Origin of the sequence: Fluviicola chungangensis, assembly GCF_007558725.1 — a bacterium.
Taxonomy (GTDB): Bacteria; Bacteroidota; Bacteroidia; order Flavobacteriales_D; family Crocinitomicaceae; genus Fluviicola; species Fluviicola chungangensis.
The window spans coordinates 369,895-389,243 of sequence record NZ_VLPL01000003.1 but is presented as its reverse complement, the minus strand read 5'-3'; the positions used below and the strand labels follow the sequence as shown (position 1 = coordinate 389,243).

18 protein-coding genes and 5 tRNA genes are annotated in these 19,349 nt (G+C 40.3%); all 23 read right to left on the bottom strand.

What is annotated here, in order from left to right; genetic code table 11:
• Window positions 1-55: 55 nt before the first annotated feature.
• Window positions 56-4,336 carry a DNA-directed RNA polymerase subunit beta' gene (rpoC, locus tag FO442_RS07905; protein ID WP_144332619.1) on the bottom strand — a complete coding sequence of 1,427 codons (4,281 nt, stop codon included), beginning with the start codon at window positions 4,334-4,336 and terminating at the stop codon, window positions 56-58.
• 55 nt (window positions 4,337-4,391) lie between these two features.
• On the bottom strand, window positions 4,392-8,204 hold the full coding sequence (rpoB, locus tag FO442_RS07900) for a DNA-directed RNA polymerase subunit beta (RefSeq protein ID WP_144332618.1): 3,813 nt from the start codon (window positions 8,202-8,204) through the stop codon (window positions 4,392-4,394).
• Window positions 8,205-8,316: 112 nt separating this feature from the next.
• Complete coding sequence (gene rplL, locus FO442_RS07895; RefSeq protein WP_144332617.1) at window positions 8,317-8,694, bottom strand: 50S ribosomal protein L7/L12; 378 nt, start codon at window positions 8,692-8,694, stop codon at window positions 8,317-8,319.
• Between the two features lie 74 nt (window positions 8,695-8,768).
• Window positions 8,769-9,290 carry a 50S ribosomal protein L10 gene (gene rplJ / locus FO442_RS07890; protein ID WP_144332616.1) on the bottom strand — a complete coding sequence of 174 codons (522 nt, stop codon included), beginning with the start codon at window positions 9,288-9,290 and terminating at the stop codon, window positions 8,769-8,771.
• A gap of 11 nt (window positions 9,291-9,301) precedes the next feature.
• Window positions 9,302-9,997 carry a 50S ribosomal protein L1 gene (gene rplA / locus FO442_RS07885; RefSeq protein ID WP_144332615.1) on the bottom strand — a complete coding sequence of 232 codons (696 nt, stop codon included), beginning with the start codon at window positions 9,995-9,997 and terminating at the stop codon, window positions 9,302-9,304.
• Between the two features lie 11 nt (window positions 9,998-10,008).
• Window positions 10,009-10,455 carry a 50S ribosomal protein L11 gene (gene rplK / locus FO442_RS07880; protein ID WP_144332614.1) on the bottom strand — a complete coding sequence of 149 codons (447 nt, stop codon included), beginning with the start codon at window positions 10,453-10,455 and terminating at the stop codon, window positions 10,009-10,011.
• 83 nt (window positions 10,456-10,538) lie between these two features.
• Window positions 10,539-11,090 carry a transcription termination/antitermination protein NusG gene (gene nusG, locus FO442_RS07875; RefSeq protein ID WP_124746866.1) on the bottom strand — a complete coding sequence of 184 codons (552 nt, stop codon included), beginning with the start codon at window positions 11,088-11,090 and terminating at the stop codon, window positions 10,539-10,541.
• A gap of 8 nt (window positions 11,091-11,098) precedes the next feature.
• Window positions 11,099-11,320 (bottom strand): preprotein translocase subunit SecE, encoded by a 222-nt coding sequence (gene secE, locus FO442_RS07870; RefSeq protein WP_144332613.1) that lies wholly within the window; start codon window positions 11,318-11,320, stop codon window positions 11,099-11,101.
• 22 nt (window positions 11,321-11,342) lie between these two features.
• A tRNA-Trp gene (locus tag FO442_RS07865) sits at window positions 11,343-11,415 on the bottom strand.
• A gap of 49 nt (window positions 11,416-11,464) precedes the next feature.
• Entirely contained in the window at window positions 11,465-12,652 is a 1,188-nt protein-coding gene (gene tuf / locus FO442_RS07860; protein ID WP_144332612.1) for an elongation factor Tu, read from the bottom strand.
• Between the two features lie 86 nt (window positions 12,653-12,738).
• Window positions 12,739-12,810 (bottom strand) — tRNA-Thr (locus FO442_RS07855).
• 21 nt (window positions 12,811-12,831) lie between these two features.
• Window positions 12,832-12,904: transfer RNA gene (locus FO442_RS07850), tRNA-Gly, on the bottom strand.
• A gap of 24 nt (window positions 12,905-12,928) precedes the next feature.
• Window positions 12,929-13,010, bottom strand: a tRNA-Tyr gene (locus FO442_RS07845).
• Between the two features lie 13 nt (window positions 13,011-13,023).
• Window positions 13,024-13,097, bottom strand: a tRNA-Thr gene (locus FO442_RS07840).
• A gap of 172 nt (window positions 13,098-13,269) precedes the next feature.
• Window positions 13,270-13,566: an HPF/RaiA family ribosome-associated protein gene (locus FO442_RS07835; protein ID WP_144332611.1), complete on the bottom strand. Its 297-nt coding sequence runs from the start codon at window positions 13,564-13,566 to the stop codon at window positions 13,270-13,272.
• Window positions 13,567-13,572: 6 nt separating this feature from the next.
• The gene (locus tag FO442_RS07830) at window positions 13,573-14,454 is read right to left on the bottom strand and encodes a tyrosine-type recombinase/integrase (protein WP_144332610.1); all 882 of its coding nucleotides are present in this window, start codon (window positions 14,452-14,454) and stop codon (window positions 13,573-13,575) included.
• A gap of 96 nt (window positions 14,455-14,550) precedes the next feature.
• Entirely contained in the window at window positions 14,551-15,027 is a 477-nt protein-coding gene (locus FO442_RS07825; RefSeq protein ID WP_144332609.1) for a hypothetical protein, read from the bottom strand.
• On the bottom strand, window positions 14,993-16,051 hold the full coding sequence (locus FO442_RS07820) for a hypothetical protein (protein WP_144332608.1): 1,059 nt from the start codon (window positions 16,049-16,051) through the stop codon (window positions 14,993-14,995). Before FO442_RS07820 ends, FO442_RS07825 begins: the two co-directional genes overlap by 35 nt.
• A gap of 97 nt (window positions 16,052-16,148) precedes the next feature.
• Window positions 16,149-16,523 (bottom strand): hypothetical protein, encoded by a 375-nt coding sequence (locus tag FO442_RS07815; RefSeq protein ID WP_144332607.1) that lies wholly within the window; start codon window positions 16,521-16,523, stop codon window positions 16,149-16,151.
• Between the two features lie 12 nt (window positions 16,524-16,535).
• A complete protein-coding gene (locus FO442_RS07810) occupies window positions 16,536-16,946 on the bottom strand; it encodes a hypothetical protein (protein ID WP_144332606.1) in 411 nt (136 codons plus the stop codon).
• 139 nt (window positions 16,947-17,085) lie between these two features.
• Window positions 17,086-17,277 (bottom strand): 30S ribosomal protein S21, encoded by a 192-nt coding sequence (rpsU, locus tag FO442_RS07805; protein ID WP_124746872.1) that lies wholly within the window; start codon window positions 17,275-17,277, stop codon window positions 17,086-17,088.
• A 198-nt stretch (window positions 17,278-17,475) separates the two neighbouring features.
• Window positions 17,476-18,615 (bottom strand): acyl-CoA dehydrogenase family protein, encoded by a 1,140-nt coding sequence (locus FO442_RS07800; protein ID WP_144332605.1) that lies wholly within the window; start codon window positions 18,613-18,615, stop codon window positions 17,476-17,478.
• A gap of 52 nt (window positions 18,616-18,667) precedes the next feature.
• A complete protein-coding gene (locus FO442_RS07795) occupies window positions 18,668-19,195 on the bottom strand; it encodes an adenine phosphoribosyltransferase (protein WP_144332604.1) in 528 nt (175 codons plus the stop codon).
• Between the last annotated feature and the right edge of the window lie 154 nt (window positions 19,196-19,349).

Sequence of the window (19,349 nt, the reverse complement as noted above, 5' to 3'; positions counted from 1 at the left end):
AAAATCCCCGAATTAGTTAAGAATTCGGGGATTACTATTTTCAGATAATCAAATCTTAAGAGATTGCATCCATTTCTTCCTTGTTTGCAACAAGTACTTTTTGGAAGCGGCGCACACCTGTCCCAGCCGGGATCAAATGACCAACAATTACGTTTTCTTTCAAACCTAATAAGTGATCTTCTTTTCCGGAGATTGCAGCTTCATTCAATACTTTCGTTGTCTCCTGGAAGGAAGCCGCTGAAATGAACGATTGAGTCTGCAATGAAGCACGGGTAATACCCTGTAACAATGGAGTTGAAGTTGCAGGAACTGCATCACGTGATTCTACCAATTTCTTGTCGGCACGTTTCAATTGTGAATTTTCGTCACGCAATTTACGTGCAGAAACAATCTGACCTGCTTTCAACGTGGAAGATTCTCCCGCGTCAACTACTACTTTCATTCCATAGATGGAGTCATTTTCTTCCATGAAGTCTGCTTTGTGAACAGATTGTCCTTCCAGGAATCGGGTATCTCCCGCATCCACGATCTCCACTTTCAACATCATCTGACGAACGATTACTTCGAAATGTTTGTCGTTGATTTTTACCCCTTGCAGGCGGTAAACTTCCTGAATCTCATTTACAATGTATTCCTGTACTTTCGTCGGACCTTGAATATTCAAGATATCGTTCGGTGTAATTGCACCATCGGATAACGGTTGTCCAGCGCGTGTGAAATCGTTCTCTTGTACCAGGATGTGCTTGGAAAGCGGAACCAGGTATTTGCGAACATCTCCCGTTTTGGAAGTAACCTGGATCTCCCGGTTACCACGTTTGATCTTACCGAATTCAACGATCCCGTCGATTTCAGAAACCACCGCAGGGTTAGAAGGGTTACGTGCTTCGAACAATTCCGTTACACGCGGAAGACCTCCTGTGATATCCCCGGTCTTACCAGCAACACGAGGAATCTTAACAAGGATCACACCTTCTTCCACTTTATCACCTTCACCTACGGAAATATGGGAATCAACCGGAATGTTGTACTCACGCAATACTTCTTTCGTTTTCGGATCAATAATATGAATCGCAGGGTTTTTCTTCTTATCACGCGATTCGATGATCACTTTTTCAGTAAATCCGGTTTGCTCATCGACTTCTTCACGGTAAGTAACACCATCAATAATATTTTCAAATACTACTTTACCTGCAACCTCTGAAATGATGACCGCGTTATACTGGTCCCATTTACAGATCACATCACCTTTCTTCACGGTTGTATTGTTTTCAATCAACAACTCAGCTCCATAAGGGATATTTGAAGTCATCAATGCAACTCCGGTTTTAGGATCTGTAATTTTCAATTCAGCCGAACGGCCAACTACAATTACTTTATTTGTTCCATCTGAACCTTTACGTGTAATCGTACGCAATTCGTCGATTTCCAATTTACCGGCAGATTTTGCTTTCAAATCGGATTCATCCGTAATGTTCGATGCAGTACCCCCAACGTGGAATGTACGAAGTGTTAACTGTGTTCCCGGCTCACCAATTGACTGAGCAGCAACTACACCAACAGCATCTCCATCCTGCGCAGGGCGGTGAGTTGCCAGGTTACGTCCGTAACACTTGGAACAAACTCCGCGACGCATTTCACAAGTCAATACCGAACGGATCTCCACTTCTTCAATACCTGCTTTCTCGATTTCATCAGCAACTGTTTCAGAGATCAATTCACCCGCAGCCACAATTAATTGTTCTGTTTCAGGGTTGAAAATATCATGAACAGAAGTTCTTCCTAAAATACGATCGATCAACGGTTCAACGATTTCATCGTTCTTCTTCAATGAAGTAGCAACCAAACCTCTCAATGTTCCACAATCCACTGCATTAATAACAACATCTTGAGCAACATCCACCAAACGACGTGTCAGGTAACCTGCATCCGCTGTTTTCAATGCTGTATCGGCCAAACCTTTACGCGCACCGTGAGTAGAGATAAAGTACTCCAAAATCGAAAGACCTTCCTTAAAGTTGGAAAGAATCGGGTTTTCGATAATTTCCTGTGCAGAAGCTCCTGATTTCTGAGGTTTCGCCATCAATCCACGCATACCGGACAACTGACGAATCTGTTCTTTCGAACCACGGGCCCCGGAATCAAACATCATATAGATGGAGTTGAATCCTTGATCGTCATTCTTCAACTGATCCATCAACGTATTCGTTAAACGAATGTTGGTATGTGTCCAGATATCAATGATTTGGTTATAACGTTCGTTATTCGTGATAAGTCCCATGTTATAATTGGCCATTACCTCTTTCACGTCTGTTTCAGCTTTCGCTACCAAAATCTCTTTCTCTTTCGGGATAATGATATGATCCAGGTTGAACGACAATCCACCGCGGAATGCCATGCCATACCCTAATTCTTTGATATCATCCAGGAACTTCGCTGTTTTAGCTGTTCCACAGATTTTCAATACATGTCCGATAATATCACGAAGTGCTTTTTTGGTTAGTACATCATTGATGAAACCAACTTCTCTTGGAACAACCTCATTGAATAAGACACGACCACACGTGGTATCGATCATCATCAAAGTCGGCACACCTTCATCATTCAAATCGTATGATTTTACTTTGATCGGAGCATGCAGATCCAATTTTCCTTCGTTATTCGCGATAATTACTTCTTCCGGAGAGTAGAAAATACTTCCTTCTCCTTTTACTTTATGCTCCGGGGTACTTGTACGCATCTTTGTGATGTAGTAAAGACCCAAGACCATATCCTGAGAAGGTACCGCAATCGGTGCTCCGTTCGCAGGATTCAAAATGTTATGAGAAGCAAGCATCAGCAATTGTGCTTCCAAAATTGCAGCGTTACCCAATGGTAAGTGAACCGCCATCTGGTCACCATCGAAATCGGCGTTGAATGCCGTTGTTACCAACGGATGCAAACGAATCGCCTTTCCTTCGATCAATTTCGGCTGAAATGCCTGGATACCCAAACGGTGAAGCGTAGGAGCACGGTTTAACAATACCGGGTGTCCTTTCAATACGTTTTCCAAGATATCCCAAACAACCGGCTCTTTGCGGTCAACGATTTTCTTTGCAGATTTAACCGTTTTCACAATTCCACGTTCGATCATCTTACGGATGATAAACGGTTTGTACAATTCCGCTGCCATGTCTTTTGGCAAACCACATTCATGCAGTTTCAAATCCGGTCCAACAACAATTACCGAACGTGCTGAATAATCCACACGTTTTCCCAATAAGTTTTGACGGAAACGTCCCTGCTTACCTTTCAATGAATCGGAAAGGGATTTCAACGGACGGTTTGATTCTGTTTTAACAGCAGATGCTTTACGGGAGTTATCGAATAATGAATCGACAGCCTCCTGCAACATACGCTTCTCGTTACGCAAGATTACTTCCGGTGCTTTGATCTCAATCAAACGTTTCAAACGGTTGTTACGGATAATTACACGACGGTAAAGGTCGTTCAAATCCGATGTTGCGAAACGTCCACCATCCAGCGGAACCAACGGACGCAATTCCGGTGGAATAACCGGGACAACTTTCACAATCATCCATTCAGGATGGTTTTCGATACGTGTTTGAGATTCACGCATTGCTTCAACCACCTGGAGGCGTTTCAAAGCTTCGTGCTTACGTTGAACGGATGTTTCCGTATTTGCCTGGTGACGTAACTTGTAAGATAAGTCTTCCAGGTTTAATTTACGCAACAAATCATATAACGCTTCAGCACCCATCTTAGCGATGAATTTATTCGGATCCGTATCTTCCAAATACTGGTTTTCTCTCGGCAAAGTATCCAGGATATCCAGGTATTCTTCTTCCGTAAGGAAATCTTTTTCAGTAAGAGAAGTCCCATCCAAATTATTTGCGATACCCGGTTGAATAACTACGTAACGCTCATAATAGATGATTTGATCCAATTTTTTGGTAGGTAATCCCAACAAATAACCGATTTTATTCGGCAATGAACGGAAATACCAAATGTGTGCTACCGGAACAACCAACGAGATGTGTCCCATACGCTCACGACGTACTTTTTTCTCAGTAACCTCAACACCACAACGGTCACAAACAATTCCTTTGTATCGGATACGTTTGTACTTACCACAATGACATTCGTAATCTTTTACCGGTCCGAAGATGCGTTCACAGAACAATCCATCTCTTTCCGGCTTGTATGTACGATAGTTAATTGTTTCAGGCTTGAGTACCTCACCGCTTGACTGATCGCGGATCACCTCAGGAGAAGCCAACGAGATTGTAATCTTGTTAAAGCTACTTTGTTTTTTCGGTGTTTCTTTTCTGTAAGCCATGTTATAACTTTCTTTAATTCAATTTGACAATTTGTTTTCGAATGACTTCTTGATCTTAATCCATTGATACATTCAACCCAAGACCTCTCAATTCATGCAACAATACGTTGAATGATTCCGGAATTCCCGGTTCAGGAATGTTATCACCTTTAACGATTGCTTCGTATGCCTTCGCACGACCCATTACGTCATCGGATTTAACTGTCAAGATTTCCTGTAGGATATTAGCCGCTCCAAATGCTTCCAATGCCCAAACCTCCATCTCACCAAAACGCTGACCTCCGAATTGAGCTTTACCACCCAATGGTTGCTGTGTAATCAGTGAGTATGGTCCGATTGAACGTGCATGCATTTTGTCATCCACCATGTGGGATAATTTCAGCATATAAATCACTCCTACAGTTGCCGGCTGATGGAAACGGTCTCCCGTTCCTCCATCGTACAGGTAAGTTTTACCCGAACGTGGAACACCTGCTTTGTCTGTCCATTCATTGATCTCTTCCGGTTTAGCACCATCGAAAATCGGAGTAGCGAATTTCACACCCAATTTTTCTCCGGCCCAACCAAGTACTGTCTCGTAAATCTGACCTAAGTTCATACGGGAAGGTACTCCCAATGGATTCAATACGATGTCCACCGGTGTTCCATCCTCCAGGAACGGCATATCTTCAGCACGTACAATATTTGCAACGATTCCTTTGTTACCGTGACGACCAGCCATTTTATCACCCACCTTCAACTTACGTTTCTGAGCAACATATACTTTCGCCATTTTAACGATCCCTGCAGGTAGTTCATCTCCAACTGAAATATGGAATTTTTTACGTTTGTAAATCCCCAACAAATCATTTGCCTTAATCGTAAAGTTGTGTAACAAACGACTAATCAATGCGTTTACGTGAGGATCCGTTGTCCAGTTTGTTGGGTTCACGATCGTGTAATCGATCATCAACAAATTCTTATGAGTGAACTTCGTTCCTTTCTTAATGATCTCTTCTTTGAAATTGTTGAATACACCGGCTGATTTGTTCTCACCTAAAACAGTCATCAACTTATCAGCCAATTTTTCTTTCAATTCAGCATAATCCTTGTCGTATTCCGTATCCAGAACTTCCAACACCGGTTTGTCCTGAGCTTTCGACTTACGATCTTTGATTGCACGAGAGAACAATTTTTTCTCAATCACAACACCGCGTAGAGACGGACCTGCTTTCAATGAAGCATCTTTCACGTCACCTGCTTTATCGCCGAAGATTGCACGTAATAACTTCTCTTCCGGAGAAGGATCTGTTTCACCTTTCGGAGTAATTTTACCGATCAGGATGTCACCTTCTTTGATCTCAGCACCAATGCGGATCAAACCGTTCTCATCCAAATCTTTTGTTGCTTCTTCCGAAACGTTTGGAATATCAGAAGTTAATTCTTCCATTCCTCGTTTGGTATCACGAACCTCCAAAGAGTATTCGTCAATATGAATCGATGTAAAGATATCGTCACGAACAACACGCTCAGAAATTACAATCGCATCCTCAAAGTTATACCCTTTCCAAGGCATGAATGCAACTTTCAGGTTTTGACCCAATGCCAACTCTCCTCCTTGTGTTGCGTATCCTTCACATAGAACCTGTCCTTTCTCAATTCGGTCCCCTTTGCGAACAATCGGCTTCAAGTTGATTGTTGTACTTTGGTTTGTTTTCTGGAATTTTGTTAATGAGTAACGAGTTACCTCACTATCAAAGCTTACTAATTTGTCATCAGCAGACCAATCGTAACGGATCACGATTTCGTTTGCATCAACATATTCAACGGTTCCCGGACCTTCAGCATTGATCAATACACGTGAATCACGTGCCACCAATTGCTCAATTCCAGTACCAACTACCGGTGACTGTGGTTTCAACAACGGAACAGCCTGGCGCTGCATGTTAGATCCCATCAAGGCACGGTTCGCATCATCATGCTCCAGGAATGGAATAGAAGATGCTGCAATCGACGCGATCTGGTTTGCACCAACGTCCATCAGGTTCAAATCTGTCGGTGGAACAACCGGGAAGTCACCTTCATAACGTGCTTTCACAACGTCTGAAAGGAAATTTCCTTTTTCATCCACTTTCGCATTTGCCTGAGCGATCATTTTAGCATCCTCTTCCTCGGCAGATAAGTAAACCGGCTCAGAAGAAATATCTACTTTACCGTTAACTACCGGGCGATATGGAGTTTCGATGAAACCTAGTTTATTTACCTTCGCGAATACACACAACGAAGAGATCAAACCAATGTTTGGTCCTTCCGGTGTCTCAATCGTACACAAACGACCGTAGTGCGTGTAGTGAACGTCACGAACCTCGAAACCTGCTCTTTCACGAGAAAGTCCACCTGGTCCTAGTGCAGACAAACGACGCTTGTGAGTTACCTCTGAAAGCGGGTTGGTCTGATCCATAAATTGAGACAACTGGTTTGTTCCGAAGAACGAGTTAATAACGGAAGACAAAGTCTTCGCGTTAATCAAGTCAATCGGAGTAAAGACTTCATTATCACGAACGTTCATACGTTCACGGATAGTACGAGCCATACGAGCCAAACCAACACCAAACTGAGCGTATAATTGTTCCCCTACAGTACGAACACGACGATTTGACAAGTGGTCAATATCATCCACATCCGCTTTCGAGTTGATCAATTCGATCAAATATTTGATGATTGAAAGAATATCGTTTTTAGTCAAAACACGAGACTCTTCCGAGTTATCGATATTCAACTTTTTATTCATTCTGTAACGCCCTACTTCACCTAAGTCATAACGTGCATCCGAGAAGAACAACTTCTCAAAAACGCCTTTTGCCGTTTCATAATCAGGTGGTTCAGCATTACGTAACTGACGGTAAATATGCTCAACAGCTTCTTTTTCAGAGTTTGATGTATCTTTTTGAAGCGTGTTATAAATAATGGTATAATCAGCCGTATTTGCATCCTCTTTGTGGAAAATAACTGTTTTCACACTTGCATCAAGGATTTCGTCGATGTGGTGATCTTCCAATACCGTTTCGCGATCAAGGATCACTTCATTACGTTCGATAGATACTACCTCTCCTGTATCTTCGTCTCCAAAGTCCTCAATCCAAGACTTCAATACACGAGCAGCCAGTCTTCTACCAACACATTTTTTCAAATTAGCTTTGTTTGCTTTCACTTCATCAGCTAATCCGAATATTTCTAGTATATCTTTATCTGTTTCATATCCAATCGCACGGAAAAGAGTTGTGACAGGCAATTTTTTCTTACGATCGATGTAAGCATACATTACGCTGTTGATATCCGTTGCGAATTCGATCCAAGATCCTTTAAAAGGAATCACACGTGCAGAGTACAATTTTGTACCGTTTGCGTGACGGCTTTGACCGAAGAATACCCCTGGTGAACGGTGTAACTGGGAAACAATCACACGCTCGGCACCATTGATTACGAACGAACCTTTTGGAGTCATGTATGGGATTGTACCTAAGTATACATCCTGCACGATTGTTTCGAAATCTTCGTGTTCAGGGTCTGTACAATATAATTTTAGTTTAGCTTTTAGCGGAACACTATAAGTTAAACCTCTTTCGATACACTCATCAATAGTGTATCGGGGTGGGTCGATGAAATAATCAAGGAACTCCAGCACGAATTGATTTCGTGTATCAGTAATTGGGAAATTTTCCGCAAATACCTTGAACAATCCTTCACTTTCACGATTCTCAGGTGTTGTTTCCAATTGGAAAAACTCCTGGAAGGATTTAAGCTGAATATCCAAAAAATCTGGATAAGCGAACTGATTTTTGCTAGAAGCAAAATTAATTCTCGTTGATGTATTGCTTGTTGTTGCCAAGGCGAAATAAATTTAATTGAGAAAAGGACTTTAAAATTGGCTAAAACGCCGAAAAACAGGAATAGGCATCCGTCAAATGACGGACACCTCTCCTGCAAAATTTAGTAACTAATTACTTGATCTCTACTTCAGCACCAGCTTCTTCCAGAGACTTTTTAAGGCCTTCAGCTTCGTCTTTAGAAACACCCTCTTTCAATGTAGCAGGAGCTCCGTCAACTAAGTCTTTAGACTCTTTCAATCCGTTACCAGTTAATTCTTTAACCAACTTAACTACTGCAAGTTTGTTAGCACCACCTGATTTCAAGATTACATCGAATTCAGTTTTTTCAGCAGCAGCTTCACCACCACCAGCAGCACCACCAGCTACCATTACAGGAGCAGCAGCAGCAGGCTCAATACCGTATTCGTCTTTCAAGATTGTAGCTAGTTCGTTTACTTCTTTTACTGTCAAGTTTACTAGCGTTTCTGCGATTTGTTTTAAATCAGCCATTTTTATAAATTTTAAAAAAGGTTCTTAAATAATTTGTTTTTAACTACACCTTCGCCTATGCTTCGGTGCAAGCTTTATGCTCTTTCTTCGAGCGTTTTAAGGATTCCGGCAATTTTGGAACCACCACTTGTAAGACCGGAAATAACATTTTTCGCCGGGCTTTGTAGTAATCCGATGATATCACCTAGTAATTCTTCACGAGACTTGATTGCTTCAAGCGCATCCAATTGGTTATCACCAATGAAAATTGCTTCTTCAATATAAGCTCCCTTCAGAATCGGCTTATCATTTTTCTTACGGAAATCTTTAATCAATTTTGCAGGAGCATTTCCTACTTCCGAGAACATGATAGATGTCGGACCACTTAGCACGGATGCCAGGTTATCGTAATTTCTACCCTCAACCTTCGCCATTGCTTTAGCCAATAAGGTGTTCTTCACTACACGTAGTTCGATACCTTGTTGAAAACAACGACGGCGTAATTGGTTGATTGTTTCTACTGTAAGAGCTGCCGTATCTGCAAGATAGAAGACATTTGCTTTCGATAAATCTTGAGCAAGATCTTCAATGTACTGTGCTTTTTGATCTTTATTCATACTTCAAGATTTTAAGCTACAACAGATTTAGCATCAATTTGGATACTTGGAGACATTGTAGAGCTGATGTAGATACTTTTAATGTAAGTACCTTTTGCAGCGGATGGTTTCAATTTGATCAATTGCTGGATCAATTCAAATGCATTGTCGCGAATCTTAGCTCCTTCGAAGCTTGCTTTCCCAACAGATGAGTGAATGTTACCGAATTTGTCCACTTTGAAATCAATCTTACCTGCTTTCACTTCTTCAACAGCTTTACCGACTTCCATTGTTACAGTACCTGTTTTTGGATTCGGCATTAAACCGCGAGGTCCAAGGATACGTCCTAAAGCACCTACTTTACCCATCACTGAAGGCATTGTAATAATTACGTCGATGTCTGTCCAACCACCTTTGATTTTGTCAATGAATTCATCCAATCCAACGAATTCAGCACCAGCTGCTTTTGCTTCGGCTTCCTTGTCCGGTGTACAAAGTACCAATACTCGTACATCCTTACCAGTTCCGTGAGGCAATGCAACAGTACCACGAACCATTTGATTCGCTTTACGCGGATCTACACCCAAACGTACAGAAATGTCTACTGATGCATCAAACTTAGTAGTTGTAATGTTTTTTACTAAATCACACGCTTCTACCAAGGTGTAAGTTTTAGTCAAGTCATACTTTGCTAAAACTTCTTTTCTTTTTTTAGAAATTCTTCCCATGATACTCGCGATTATTTAGTTGCAGGAGCTTCACCTCCTTTAACAGTTACACCCATACTACGTGCTGTACCAGCGATCATTGACATTGCAGAATCAACTGTAAAACAGTTCATATCCGGCATTTTGTCTTCAGCAATTACACGGATTTGATCCCATGACATTGATCCGACTTTGCTTTTGTTAGGCTCAGAAGAACCTTTTTTAAGCTTAACGCTGTCAATAATCTGCACTGCTGCTGGAGGAGTTTTGATGACGAAATCAAATGATTTGTCACTGTAAACAGTAATCACACATGGTAATACCTTTCCCGGCTTATCTTGCGTACGCGCATTATACTGCTTGCAAAATTCCATAATGTTGACCCCTTTCGCACCAAGTGCGGGACCAACTGGAGGAGCTGGATTGGCTTGACCACCTTTGATCTGTAATTTGATCAATGCTGCTACTTCTTTAGCCATTGTTTATTTAAATTATGCAGTCGTAACGTGGGCGTTAAAGGGAAGCTTTAATCAATAATCCCACTGCTGCGGTTAATACATGTTTATCCTTCTTTCTCCACTTGCATATAGCTAAGCTCAAGAAGGTTCTTGCGACCGAAGATTTTAACCATTACTTTCAACTTCTTCTTCTCTTCATTGATCTCGTCAATTACTCCGGAGAAATTGTTGAACGGTCCGTCGATCACCTTAACCGATTCTCCGATAACAAATGGGATTTTCACTTCCTCTTCTGTTTCGGATAATTCGTCAACTTTACCTAAAATCCGATTTACTTCAGACAAACGCATTGGTTGTGGGTCTCCCCCTTTTTCAGCTCCCAGGAAACCGATTACATTCGGAATCCCTTTAATCACGTGAGGAACCTCACCGATCAATGCTGCTTCAATCAATACATATCCTGGTAAATATGCTTTTTCCTTTGAGATTTTCTTTCCGTTACGGATTTGGAAAACCTTCTCAGTTGGAATCAATACCTGAGATACATAATCGTCCAGTTTTAAACGGGAAATTTCCAGATCCAGATACTCCTTCACTTTTTTCTCTTTTCCACTTACTGCACGTACTACGTACCAACGTTTTTTAATATCTCCCATTTTTCTAATTAAAAGAAAGAATAGATAAACCCAACAACACCCTTCCAAGTAGAAGTAGGAGTTCCGGTAATTCCAAAGACATTGTCCATTGCGAATATCAACAACGCAAAAATCACAGACGCAACCACCACGATCAGTGCATTACTCTGCAATTCTTTCCACGTCGGCCACGTAACATTCTGAGTCATCTCAGTAATTGTTTCGCTAAAATAATTTCTAAACTTTGACATGGTCAATTTATTTTGTTTTTTGCACGGGCGGTAGGATTCGAACCCACGACCAATGGTTTTGGAGACCACTACTCTACCAGCTGAGCTACGCCCGTGTAAAAAGGGGAGTTTTAGCTCCCCTTTCATTCAATATGTTATCGCGAATTAAGCGATGATTTCAGTAACCTGACCAGCACCTACTGTACGACCACCCTCACGGATAGCGAAACGTAGACCTTTGTCCATTGCTACAGGTACGATCAACTTAACATTGATTGTTACGTTATCACCTGGCATAACCATCTCACGTCCGTCTGTCAAGAAAATCTCTCCAGTTACGTCAGTCGTACGGAAGTAGAACTGAGGACGGTATTTGTTATGGAATGGAGTGTGACGACCACCCTCTTCTTTCTTCAATACATAGATTTCAGCTTTGAAGTCAGCATGAGGCTTAACAGATCCTGGCTTACAAATAACCATACCACGTTTGATTTGAGATTTCTCAATACCACGTAATAAAAGACCTACGTTGTCACCAGCTTCTCCACGATCCAAGATCTTACGGAACATCTCAACCCCAGTTACAGTAGAAGTCAATTTCTCTTCACCCATACCTAAGATTTCAACCGGATCTCCAGAGTTAATAACTCCTGTTTCGATACGACCTGTTGCTACTGTACCACGACCTGTAATCGTAAATACGTCTTCAACCGGCATCAAGAAAGGCTTATCAACATCACGAGGAGGCAATTCGATATAACTGTCAACCGCGTCCATCAACTCTTCTACTTTAGCAACCCACTCCGGCTCACCGTTCAATGCACCTAGTGCAGAACCTTGAATAACCGGTGCATTGTCACCATCGTAATCGTAGAAAGACAACAATTCACGAACTTCCATTTCAACTAGCTCTAACAACTCAGCGTCATCTACCATATCCACTTTGTTCATGAATACAACTAGACGAGGAACACCAACTTGTTTTCCTAATAGGATATGCTCACGTGTTTGAGGCATCGGTCCATCAGTAGCAGCAACTACCAGGATCGCTCCATCCATCTGTGCAGCACCAGTAACCATGTTCTTTACGTAATCCGCGTGACCTGGACAGTCAACGTGTGCGTAGTGACGGTTAGCTGTTTCGTACTCAATGTGTGACGTGTTAATAGTAATACCACGCTCTTTTTCTTCAGGTGCGTTGTCAATTGAAGAGAAATCACGAACGGCAGCTAATCCTTTAGCAGCCAATACGCTTGAAATAGCCGCAGTCAAAGTGGTCTTACCGTGGTCAACGTGACCAATAGTACCAATGTTTACGTGCGGTTTGGAACGATTAAAACTTTCCTTAGCCATTTGTTTTTATTTGTTACGTAGTTAATAAACCTTTTTCTTACTAATACAAAATTTCACCCATAAAACTAATGAGTGAATCCCTGCAGAGCCAATGACGAGAATTGAACTCGTGACCTCTTCCTTACCAAGGAAGCGCTCTACCCCTGAGCTACACCGGCCTATTCTTTATTTCGTAATTGAGCGGGAGACGAGATTCGAACTCGCGACCCTCAGCTTGGAAGGCTGACGCTCTACCAACTGAGCTACTCCCGCTTATTATTATAATTTTCCTTGTCGTGGGAGTGGCTGGACTCGAACCAGCGATACCGTGAGGTGACAGATTTACAGTCTGCTGCAATAGCCACTATGCGACACTCCCATCCTTTAATGCGAGCCGGTGGAGGGACTCGAACCCCCGACCTGCTGATTACAAATCAGCTGCTCTAGCCAGCTGAGCTACACCGGCATTAAAGTTTGGTTTTTATTACGATTTTAAAGAACGATTCTTAAAGTGTTTTCCCGTTTGGGTTTGCAAATGTAGTAAAGAAATAAATAACTGCAAGGGGTTGAGCGAAAAAAAATCAAAAAAAAATGGACGGCTCAAAAGGCCGTCCATCTAAATTATTCATTTCCAATTACTAATTAGCTAATTTGCCTTTGTATTTTTTTACCTGTGTCCGCAAGGCATCAACACACAGATCTGCCGCTTCTTCAAAAGATTTACATTGTTTCTTTGCAAACAATTCTTTTCCGGGCATTAATATTTTCACTTCTGCTATCTTGTTTTCTTTGTCCGAATTCTTATCCAATCGTAAAAAAACTTCCCCTACAATGATGTGATCAAAAAAAACCTGGAGCTTTTCTACTTTGTCGTTAATAAAATTAATGAGTTTTTGATCCGCTTTAAAATGGATAGAATGCACTTTAACGTCCATGACTTTTTACTTTTTGCGCCCACGTGGATGAGCATGTGAATATATCGAGTTTATTTGGGCGAACGAATTATGCGTGTAAACTTGAGTTGCAGACAAATTTGCATGCCCCAAAAGTTCTTTCAAAGTTTCAAGCCCTGCACCATTGTTTAACATGTGGGTAGCAAATGTGTGACGCAAGATGTGTGGGCTCTTTTTCTCCGCGTTCGTTACACTTCCAAGATATGTATTAATTTTTCGATAAACAAACTTTGACGACATTTTTCTGCCATCTTTTTTGACAAATAACAAAAGTTGGCTGTCGGGTCCGGAAGGCTTGAGTTTCTCGTAGGAACGGATGATTTCATAAAGGTCTTTCCCGATCGGGATAATCCGTTCTTTATTCCTTTTTCCCAATACTTTAATGCTCCCGCTTGTGACATCTTTGTTCTTCAATTCAATCAGTTCACTTAGACGGATGCCAGTCTGATAAAACAATTCAAACATCAATCGGTCGCGGACACCTTCAAAATCGGAGGAAAACAACTGCTCTATCCGCACAGAATCTATTTCCGATTGTTTCACGAACTGGGGAAGTCGTTTTTCCACTTTTGGCCCGCGAATGCGAAGCATCGGATTCTGCTCCACCTTTCCGTTCGACAGGAGCCATTTAAAAAAAGAACGCAAACATGAAAGCTTACGTGAGACCGTGCGATTAGTCTGCCCGCTTTCTATCAAATGAACGATCCAGGAGCGAACCAACTGGTGATTCACCTCGTTCCACTCTGCCGATTTCGACAATTCCGCAAAGGTTGTGAATTGATCCAAATCTTCTTCATACGCTAAAATGGTATGTTTTGAGTAACGCTTCTCAACTTGCAGGTAATGTATGAAGGAATCTTTGTAAGACATAACAGAAAACAAGGTACAAAAAAGGCCCCGACAATAACCAGACTTTTTACATTATCTGAAATTCAGAAAAACTTCTTACAATTTCAATGATTTAATTTATGATACTTTCGATTTGAAATGGGTCCTGACTATTTTACGCATACTTTTAATTCCTTCTTGGTAATTCCGGGATAGCTGGTTGATTTCCTTTTCTTTAATAACGTGAAATGATCCGTTTCGAATTATTGCCATTCCGACTGTACCAAACTCATCAGGTGTAAGCTCTGATTTTGACACAAAAAATAATCTCGCGTTTTGAATCGGTTGAAAATTGGAAATAGATAACAAACTAAATCGTTCAACAATTACAAGCACCTTTTTACCCATTGAACATTTAACCAAATATTCAGCACAACCAATACAAAAAGCATCCTTCACAACCACAAAACTCTCAGAATCCTTTATCACAGAATGTATTTGATGTCTCTTTCCTTGTTCATCATAAACTGTAAGTGCTGATAAATCTTGACTTAGAACAAAAGACCAAGAAGCTAAACAGCTAATTATTACTAAAAACAAACTTCTCCAGCCCATAATGAAATTCGTTTGAATCTTTGAAAGATGCCTCAATATCTTTTACCCTATCAAAACTCTCTGTTTTCACTTTTGGGTAATATGGAAAAGAAACACAATAAATTTGACCATTACTTATTCTTAAATCAAATACATTTTGATACAAGTTTCCCAGAAACGTATGTTGATCATCATAAGTCTCACCATCCTTGTAAATTTCGTCTCCTGCAACTTGAAGTTGTAAGCGCCAAACACCAGAGCTTTTGTCCCACATATCCAATCTCACTTTCCCTTTATCAGTAAGTGCCTCCTGGGATAATTTAGAAAACACCAGCACTTGAGTAGAATTCAGCATTATAACTTTCCTTATTCGTGAGAACTTTTCATCATCCAATTTCATGAAATTACTTATTCCTTCTTTCGAATATAAATCCGCATTATTAATCAAACCCGTATCAAGCTTAAATAATTCATCAGATAGTTCAATGGAATCAATCGGTAAGAACAGGTCATTATAAAACATTACTTTATACTGACTTGTACTTGCATGAGCAATAGTTCTTTCATAAGTTGAGACCCACGAATTAACGAAACTTCCAAACTTGGAATTATCAATTTCCGGTGTAAATAACTTACCAATCTCCAATGAGGACATATCAAGTTTAACCCATAAATTAGTTTCTGTCTGATCCATAGGATGAAACGAATAACATACGTGCAGCAGAAATGAATTGCCCAATTTTTCAATATGATCAAAACTGTAGCTGTTTTTTATAGTCTTAACTACTTGAAAAGAATTTCGATCTCTGCGAAAAAAATGAATTGACTTATTTGAAAGGACAATAAGATTGCTCCCTGATACAGCAAATTGAATTAGTCGTTCATTCTTAAACCCCTTAATTCCATCCTCTCTTATTGTGAGCGGTTCTTTAGACCGACCATCCAAGTCAACCAAATAAATTGATCGTTCCTTTTTATCGGTATACGACGGCATAAAATACACAACACCATTATCGATACAAGAAAGAACATTTCCTGTTTGCAAACTACCAGTCTGGGGAAGTTTAATTATGGTGGATGTTACTATTTGACTATTTGAGATTCTCCCATTTGAAATAAAAACAAACAGGAGAATCAAACTTTTAAATGAGACCTTTATCACGAGCTTCAATCAATGTATAAATATGTACTTCTTGTTTATCCGCATCTCGATCAAACGTATAGCTAACATAATAATCGCTAGTTTGAAATGAACCAGAACTACTGCCATTCATACATTCCTCATCAACTTTTAAAAGAATACTTTCATATCTGTCATTATTACTTGACAAGGATGATGACCATTCACATTTCAATTTACCAGGATCCGTACAAGTCAAACTTCTCCCAATCGGTTGCTGAGCTTGGTGAACGGTTTTATAACCGAAAATTCCTCGATTATATTTTGTTATAATATCTTCAGCATGAAGATTAGATAGTAGCATTAAAGCTACCAAAGTAAAAAACAGTTTTTTCATAAAATCAAATCGTTAAAAATTAACTCCATATCTTCGAGCCTGAGGAACTGAATAAAGCGTGTATTCTAGATCGTCAGCATCTTCATTAAACAAAAATGTGATTACAACCTTATCGTCGTAAACAATTGTCCCGGAATTTTTTCCAGACAACACCAGGTCATCAATCATACGTTCAATGCTTTCAATGTTCGTTTCAGTCAAGGAAATCTCACCATCATCTCCTACAACGGTAATACCCTGCGCCCTGCAAGCGATCAATCCAGGATCTCTACATGACAACATTATTAAATCTGGAGAATTTGTTTGAGTTACCGTTTTGTAACCAAAAAGGCCACGATCTGATTTCCATTTCTTAACTGGCGGTTCAGCTAGTGAAACTAATACTAACAACGAGAAGGTTGTCAGGGTCAATAGTTTTTTCATATATAATTATTTAGATGTTACTCAAACATAAATAAAAAAATGAAACTCACAGCGACCTTGATAAAAATTCATGCAAATAAAAAGGCCCCGACAAAGAATGTCAGGGCCTCAATTTTTTTCTAATGCGAATAACTCCGTATTAAATCTCTTGAGACTTCATTTTTTGAGCATAAGCTGCACGAATGTTCGCTTGACGATCAACCACAGAAGGTTTTACGAATTCTTTGCGACGACGCAATTCTTTCATGACATTTGTTTTGTCATATTTCTTCTTGTACTTCTTAAGCGCTCTTTCGATGTTCTCGCCTTCTTTAACTGGAATGATTAACATATTCTATTTAAATTCTATTGTTAGCTTTTTAATACCCATCCGCTGATAGGGAGCGCAAAGATATAAAATTTTCCTTTAATACAATCTTCTTTTAAAAAATAATTGTTGAAAACTTCAATTTATCGTCTAAAAACAATTTATCGTTCAAAGAAGTTCAAAAAATTTCAACTGTTAAATGATTCAATTTGAACATTTGAACTATTTCAAAATTTCTCGTGAGATCACTAATTTCTGAATTTCAGAAGTTCCTTCACCGATGGTCATCAATTTCGCGTCACGCAAAAATTTCTCAGCCGGATATTCTTTCGTGAATCCGTAACCACCCATGATCTGAACGGCTTCATTTCCGCATTTTACAGAAACCTCCGAAGCGAAGTATTTTGCAAATGCTCCCTGAGTAGTCATTTTCACGTTTCTATTTTTGTAATCTGCTGCCTGGAATGTCAACAATTCTGCCGCTTCCACTTCCGTTGCCATATCAGCCAGTTTGAACCCGATTGCCTGGAACTTTCCGATCGGCTGACCGAATTGCTCACGTTCTTTTGCGTATTTTACAGATGCTTCGTAGGCACCACGCGCAATTCCACAAGAAAGTGCCGCAATGGAAATACGACCTCCGTCCAAAATATGCATTGCTTGTTTGAATCCTTGTCCAACCTCTCCGATTACTTGTGATTCGTGTAAACGTACATTATCAAAGATCAATTCTGCTGTTTCAGAAGCACGAACTCCCAATTTATCTTTAATTTTTACCGCTGAGAATCCAGGTGTTCCCTTTTCAACGATAAATGCAGTGATTCCATTTGAATCCAACAATTCACCCGTACGAACCAAAACCACTGCCACATCTCCCGACAAACCGTGTGTAATCCAGTTTTTCGCACCGTTGATTACCCAATGATCCCCATCTTTCACAGCAGTACATTTCATACGCATCGCATCCGAACCTGTATTGGGCTCTGTCAATCCCCAAGCTCCGATAAATTCTCCTGAAGTTAATTTCGGAAGGTATTTTTTCTTTTGTTCTTCGTTTCCGTGGTAATAGATATGTCCGGTACACAATGAGTTATGCGCAGCAACGCTCAAACCGATCCCTCCGCATACTTTTCCCAATTCCATCAATGCCGTTGCATACTCCAGGTAAGAAAAGCCGCTTCCTCCGTATTGTTCCGGGATGTAAATCCCAAGCAGACCAAGTTCACCCATTTTCTTCATGGTATCTACCGGGAAATACTCATCAGCATCCCACTGGTTCATGTTCGGGCGGATTTCTCTTTCTGCAAAATCACGCACCATTTGCGTGATCATTTTTTGATTTTCGTTTAGTTCAAAGTTCATGATTAACAGTATTTTGGGGTCTCCGTTAATTTTTTATTTCGATTAATAAATTTTAATAGGCCACTAAATTAGTAATATTATTAGAGTAGTTTTTCAATTTCTCAATCCCATTTAGAAAATTTAACCCTACCAGGAAATTAAAGCCCGCCACTTCTCCCCCGCATTTCTGAATAAGTTCCGCCGCAGCTGAAGCCGAGCCACCTGTAGCCAGCAAATCGTCGTGGATCAATACACGCTCGCCTTTTTGAACGGCATCCACATGCATTTCAATAGTCGCAGAACCATATTCCAAATCGTATGAATGACTAATTTTATGGTAAGGCAACTTCCCCGTTTTGCGGATCAGAACAAAAGGAAGCCCCAATTCCATTGCCAAAGGATAACCAAATAAAAATCCGCGGCTTTCAATACCGGCAATTTTATCCAATTTTTGATCCTTGTAAATGGACGCCAAATAAGCTACTATTTCTTTGGATAAAGCAGGATCCAACATAATTGGAGTAATGTCTTTGAATACAATTCCTTCCTTCGGAAAATCGATTACATCTCTGATTACGTCTTTAATTTTTTCTTCTATCATTCTTCAACTATAAGGTAATGCCGCGGCTTTTCATACTGTTTATCTGTTCTCAAAACTGATTTTGAGCCCGCAATTTTACGGGAGAATTTGCCAAATTCCAAGAAATCTTCCGGATTTGCTTTCTTTAAATCAAGAACCATTCCATTTTTCTAAG

Excerpts from the sequence above, each read along its gene's own strand:
- FO442_RS07830 (WP_144332610.1), bottom strand. The coding sequence starts at position 14,454 with ATGTCTTACAAAGATTCCTTCATACATTACCTGCAAGTTGAGAAGCGT.
- FO442_RS07795 (WP_144332604.1), bottom strand. The coding sequence starts at position 19,195 with ATGATAGAAGAAAAAATTAAAGACGTAATCAGAGATGTAATCGATTTT.
- FO442_RS07800 (WP_144332605.1), bottom strand. The coding sequence starts at position 18,615 with ATGAACTTTGAACTAAACGAAAATCAAAAAATGATCACGCAAATGGTG.
- rplL (WP_144332617.1), bottom strand. The coding sequence starts at position 8,694 with ATGGCTGATTTAAAACAAATCGCAGAAACGCTAGTAAACTTGACAGTA.
- FO442_RS07815 (WP_144332607.1), bottom strand. The coding sequence starts at position 16,523 with ATGAAAAAACTGTTTTTTACTTTGGTAGCTTTAATGCTACTATCTAAT.
- FO442_RS07835 (WP_144332611.1), bottom strand. The coding sequence starts at position 13,566 with ATGGACGTTAAAGTGCATTCTATCCATTTTAAAGCGGATCAAAAACTC.
- rplJ (WP_144332616.1), bottom strand. The coding sequence starts at position 9,290 with ATGAATAAAGATCAAAAAGCACAGTACATTGAAGATCTTGCTCAAGAT.
- rplA (WP_144332615.1), bottom strand. The coding sequence starts at position 9,997 with ATGGGAAGAATTTCTAAAAAAAGAAAAGAAGTTTTAGCAAAGTATGAC.
- nusG (WP_124746866.1), bottom strand. The coding sequence starts at position 11,090 with ATGGGAGATATTAAAAAACGTTGGTACGTAGTACGTGCAGTAAGTGGA.
- tuf (WP_144332612.1), bottom strand. The coding sequence starts at position 12,652 with ATGGCTAAGGAAAGTTTTAATCGTTCCAAACCGCACGTAAACATTGGT.
- FO442_RS07810 (WP_144332606.1), bottom strand. The coding sequence starts at position 16,946 with ATGAAAAAACTATTGACCCTGACAACCTTCTCGTTGTTAGTATTAGTT.
- rplK (WP_144332614.1), bottom strand. The coding sequence starts at position 10,455 with ATGGCTAAAGAAGTAGCAGCATTGATCAAATTACAGATCAAAGGTGGT.
- FO442_RS07825 (WP_144332609.1), bottom strand. The coding sequence starts at position 15,027 with ATGGGCTGGAGAAGTTTGTTTTTAGTAATAATTAGCTGTTTAGCTTCT.
- secE (WP_144332613.1), bottom strand. The coding sequence starts at position 11,320 with ATGTCAAAGTTTAGAAATTATTTTAGCGAAACAATTACTGAGATGACT.
- rpsU (WP_124746872.1), bottom strand. The coding sequence starts at position 17,277 with ATGTTAATCATTCCAGTTAAAGAAGGCGAGAACATCGAAAGAGCGCTT.
- rpoC (WP_144332619.1), bottom strand. The coding sequence starts at position 4,336 with ATGGCTTACAGAAAAGAAACACCGAAAAAACAAAGTAGCTTTAACAAG.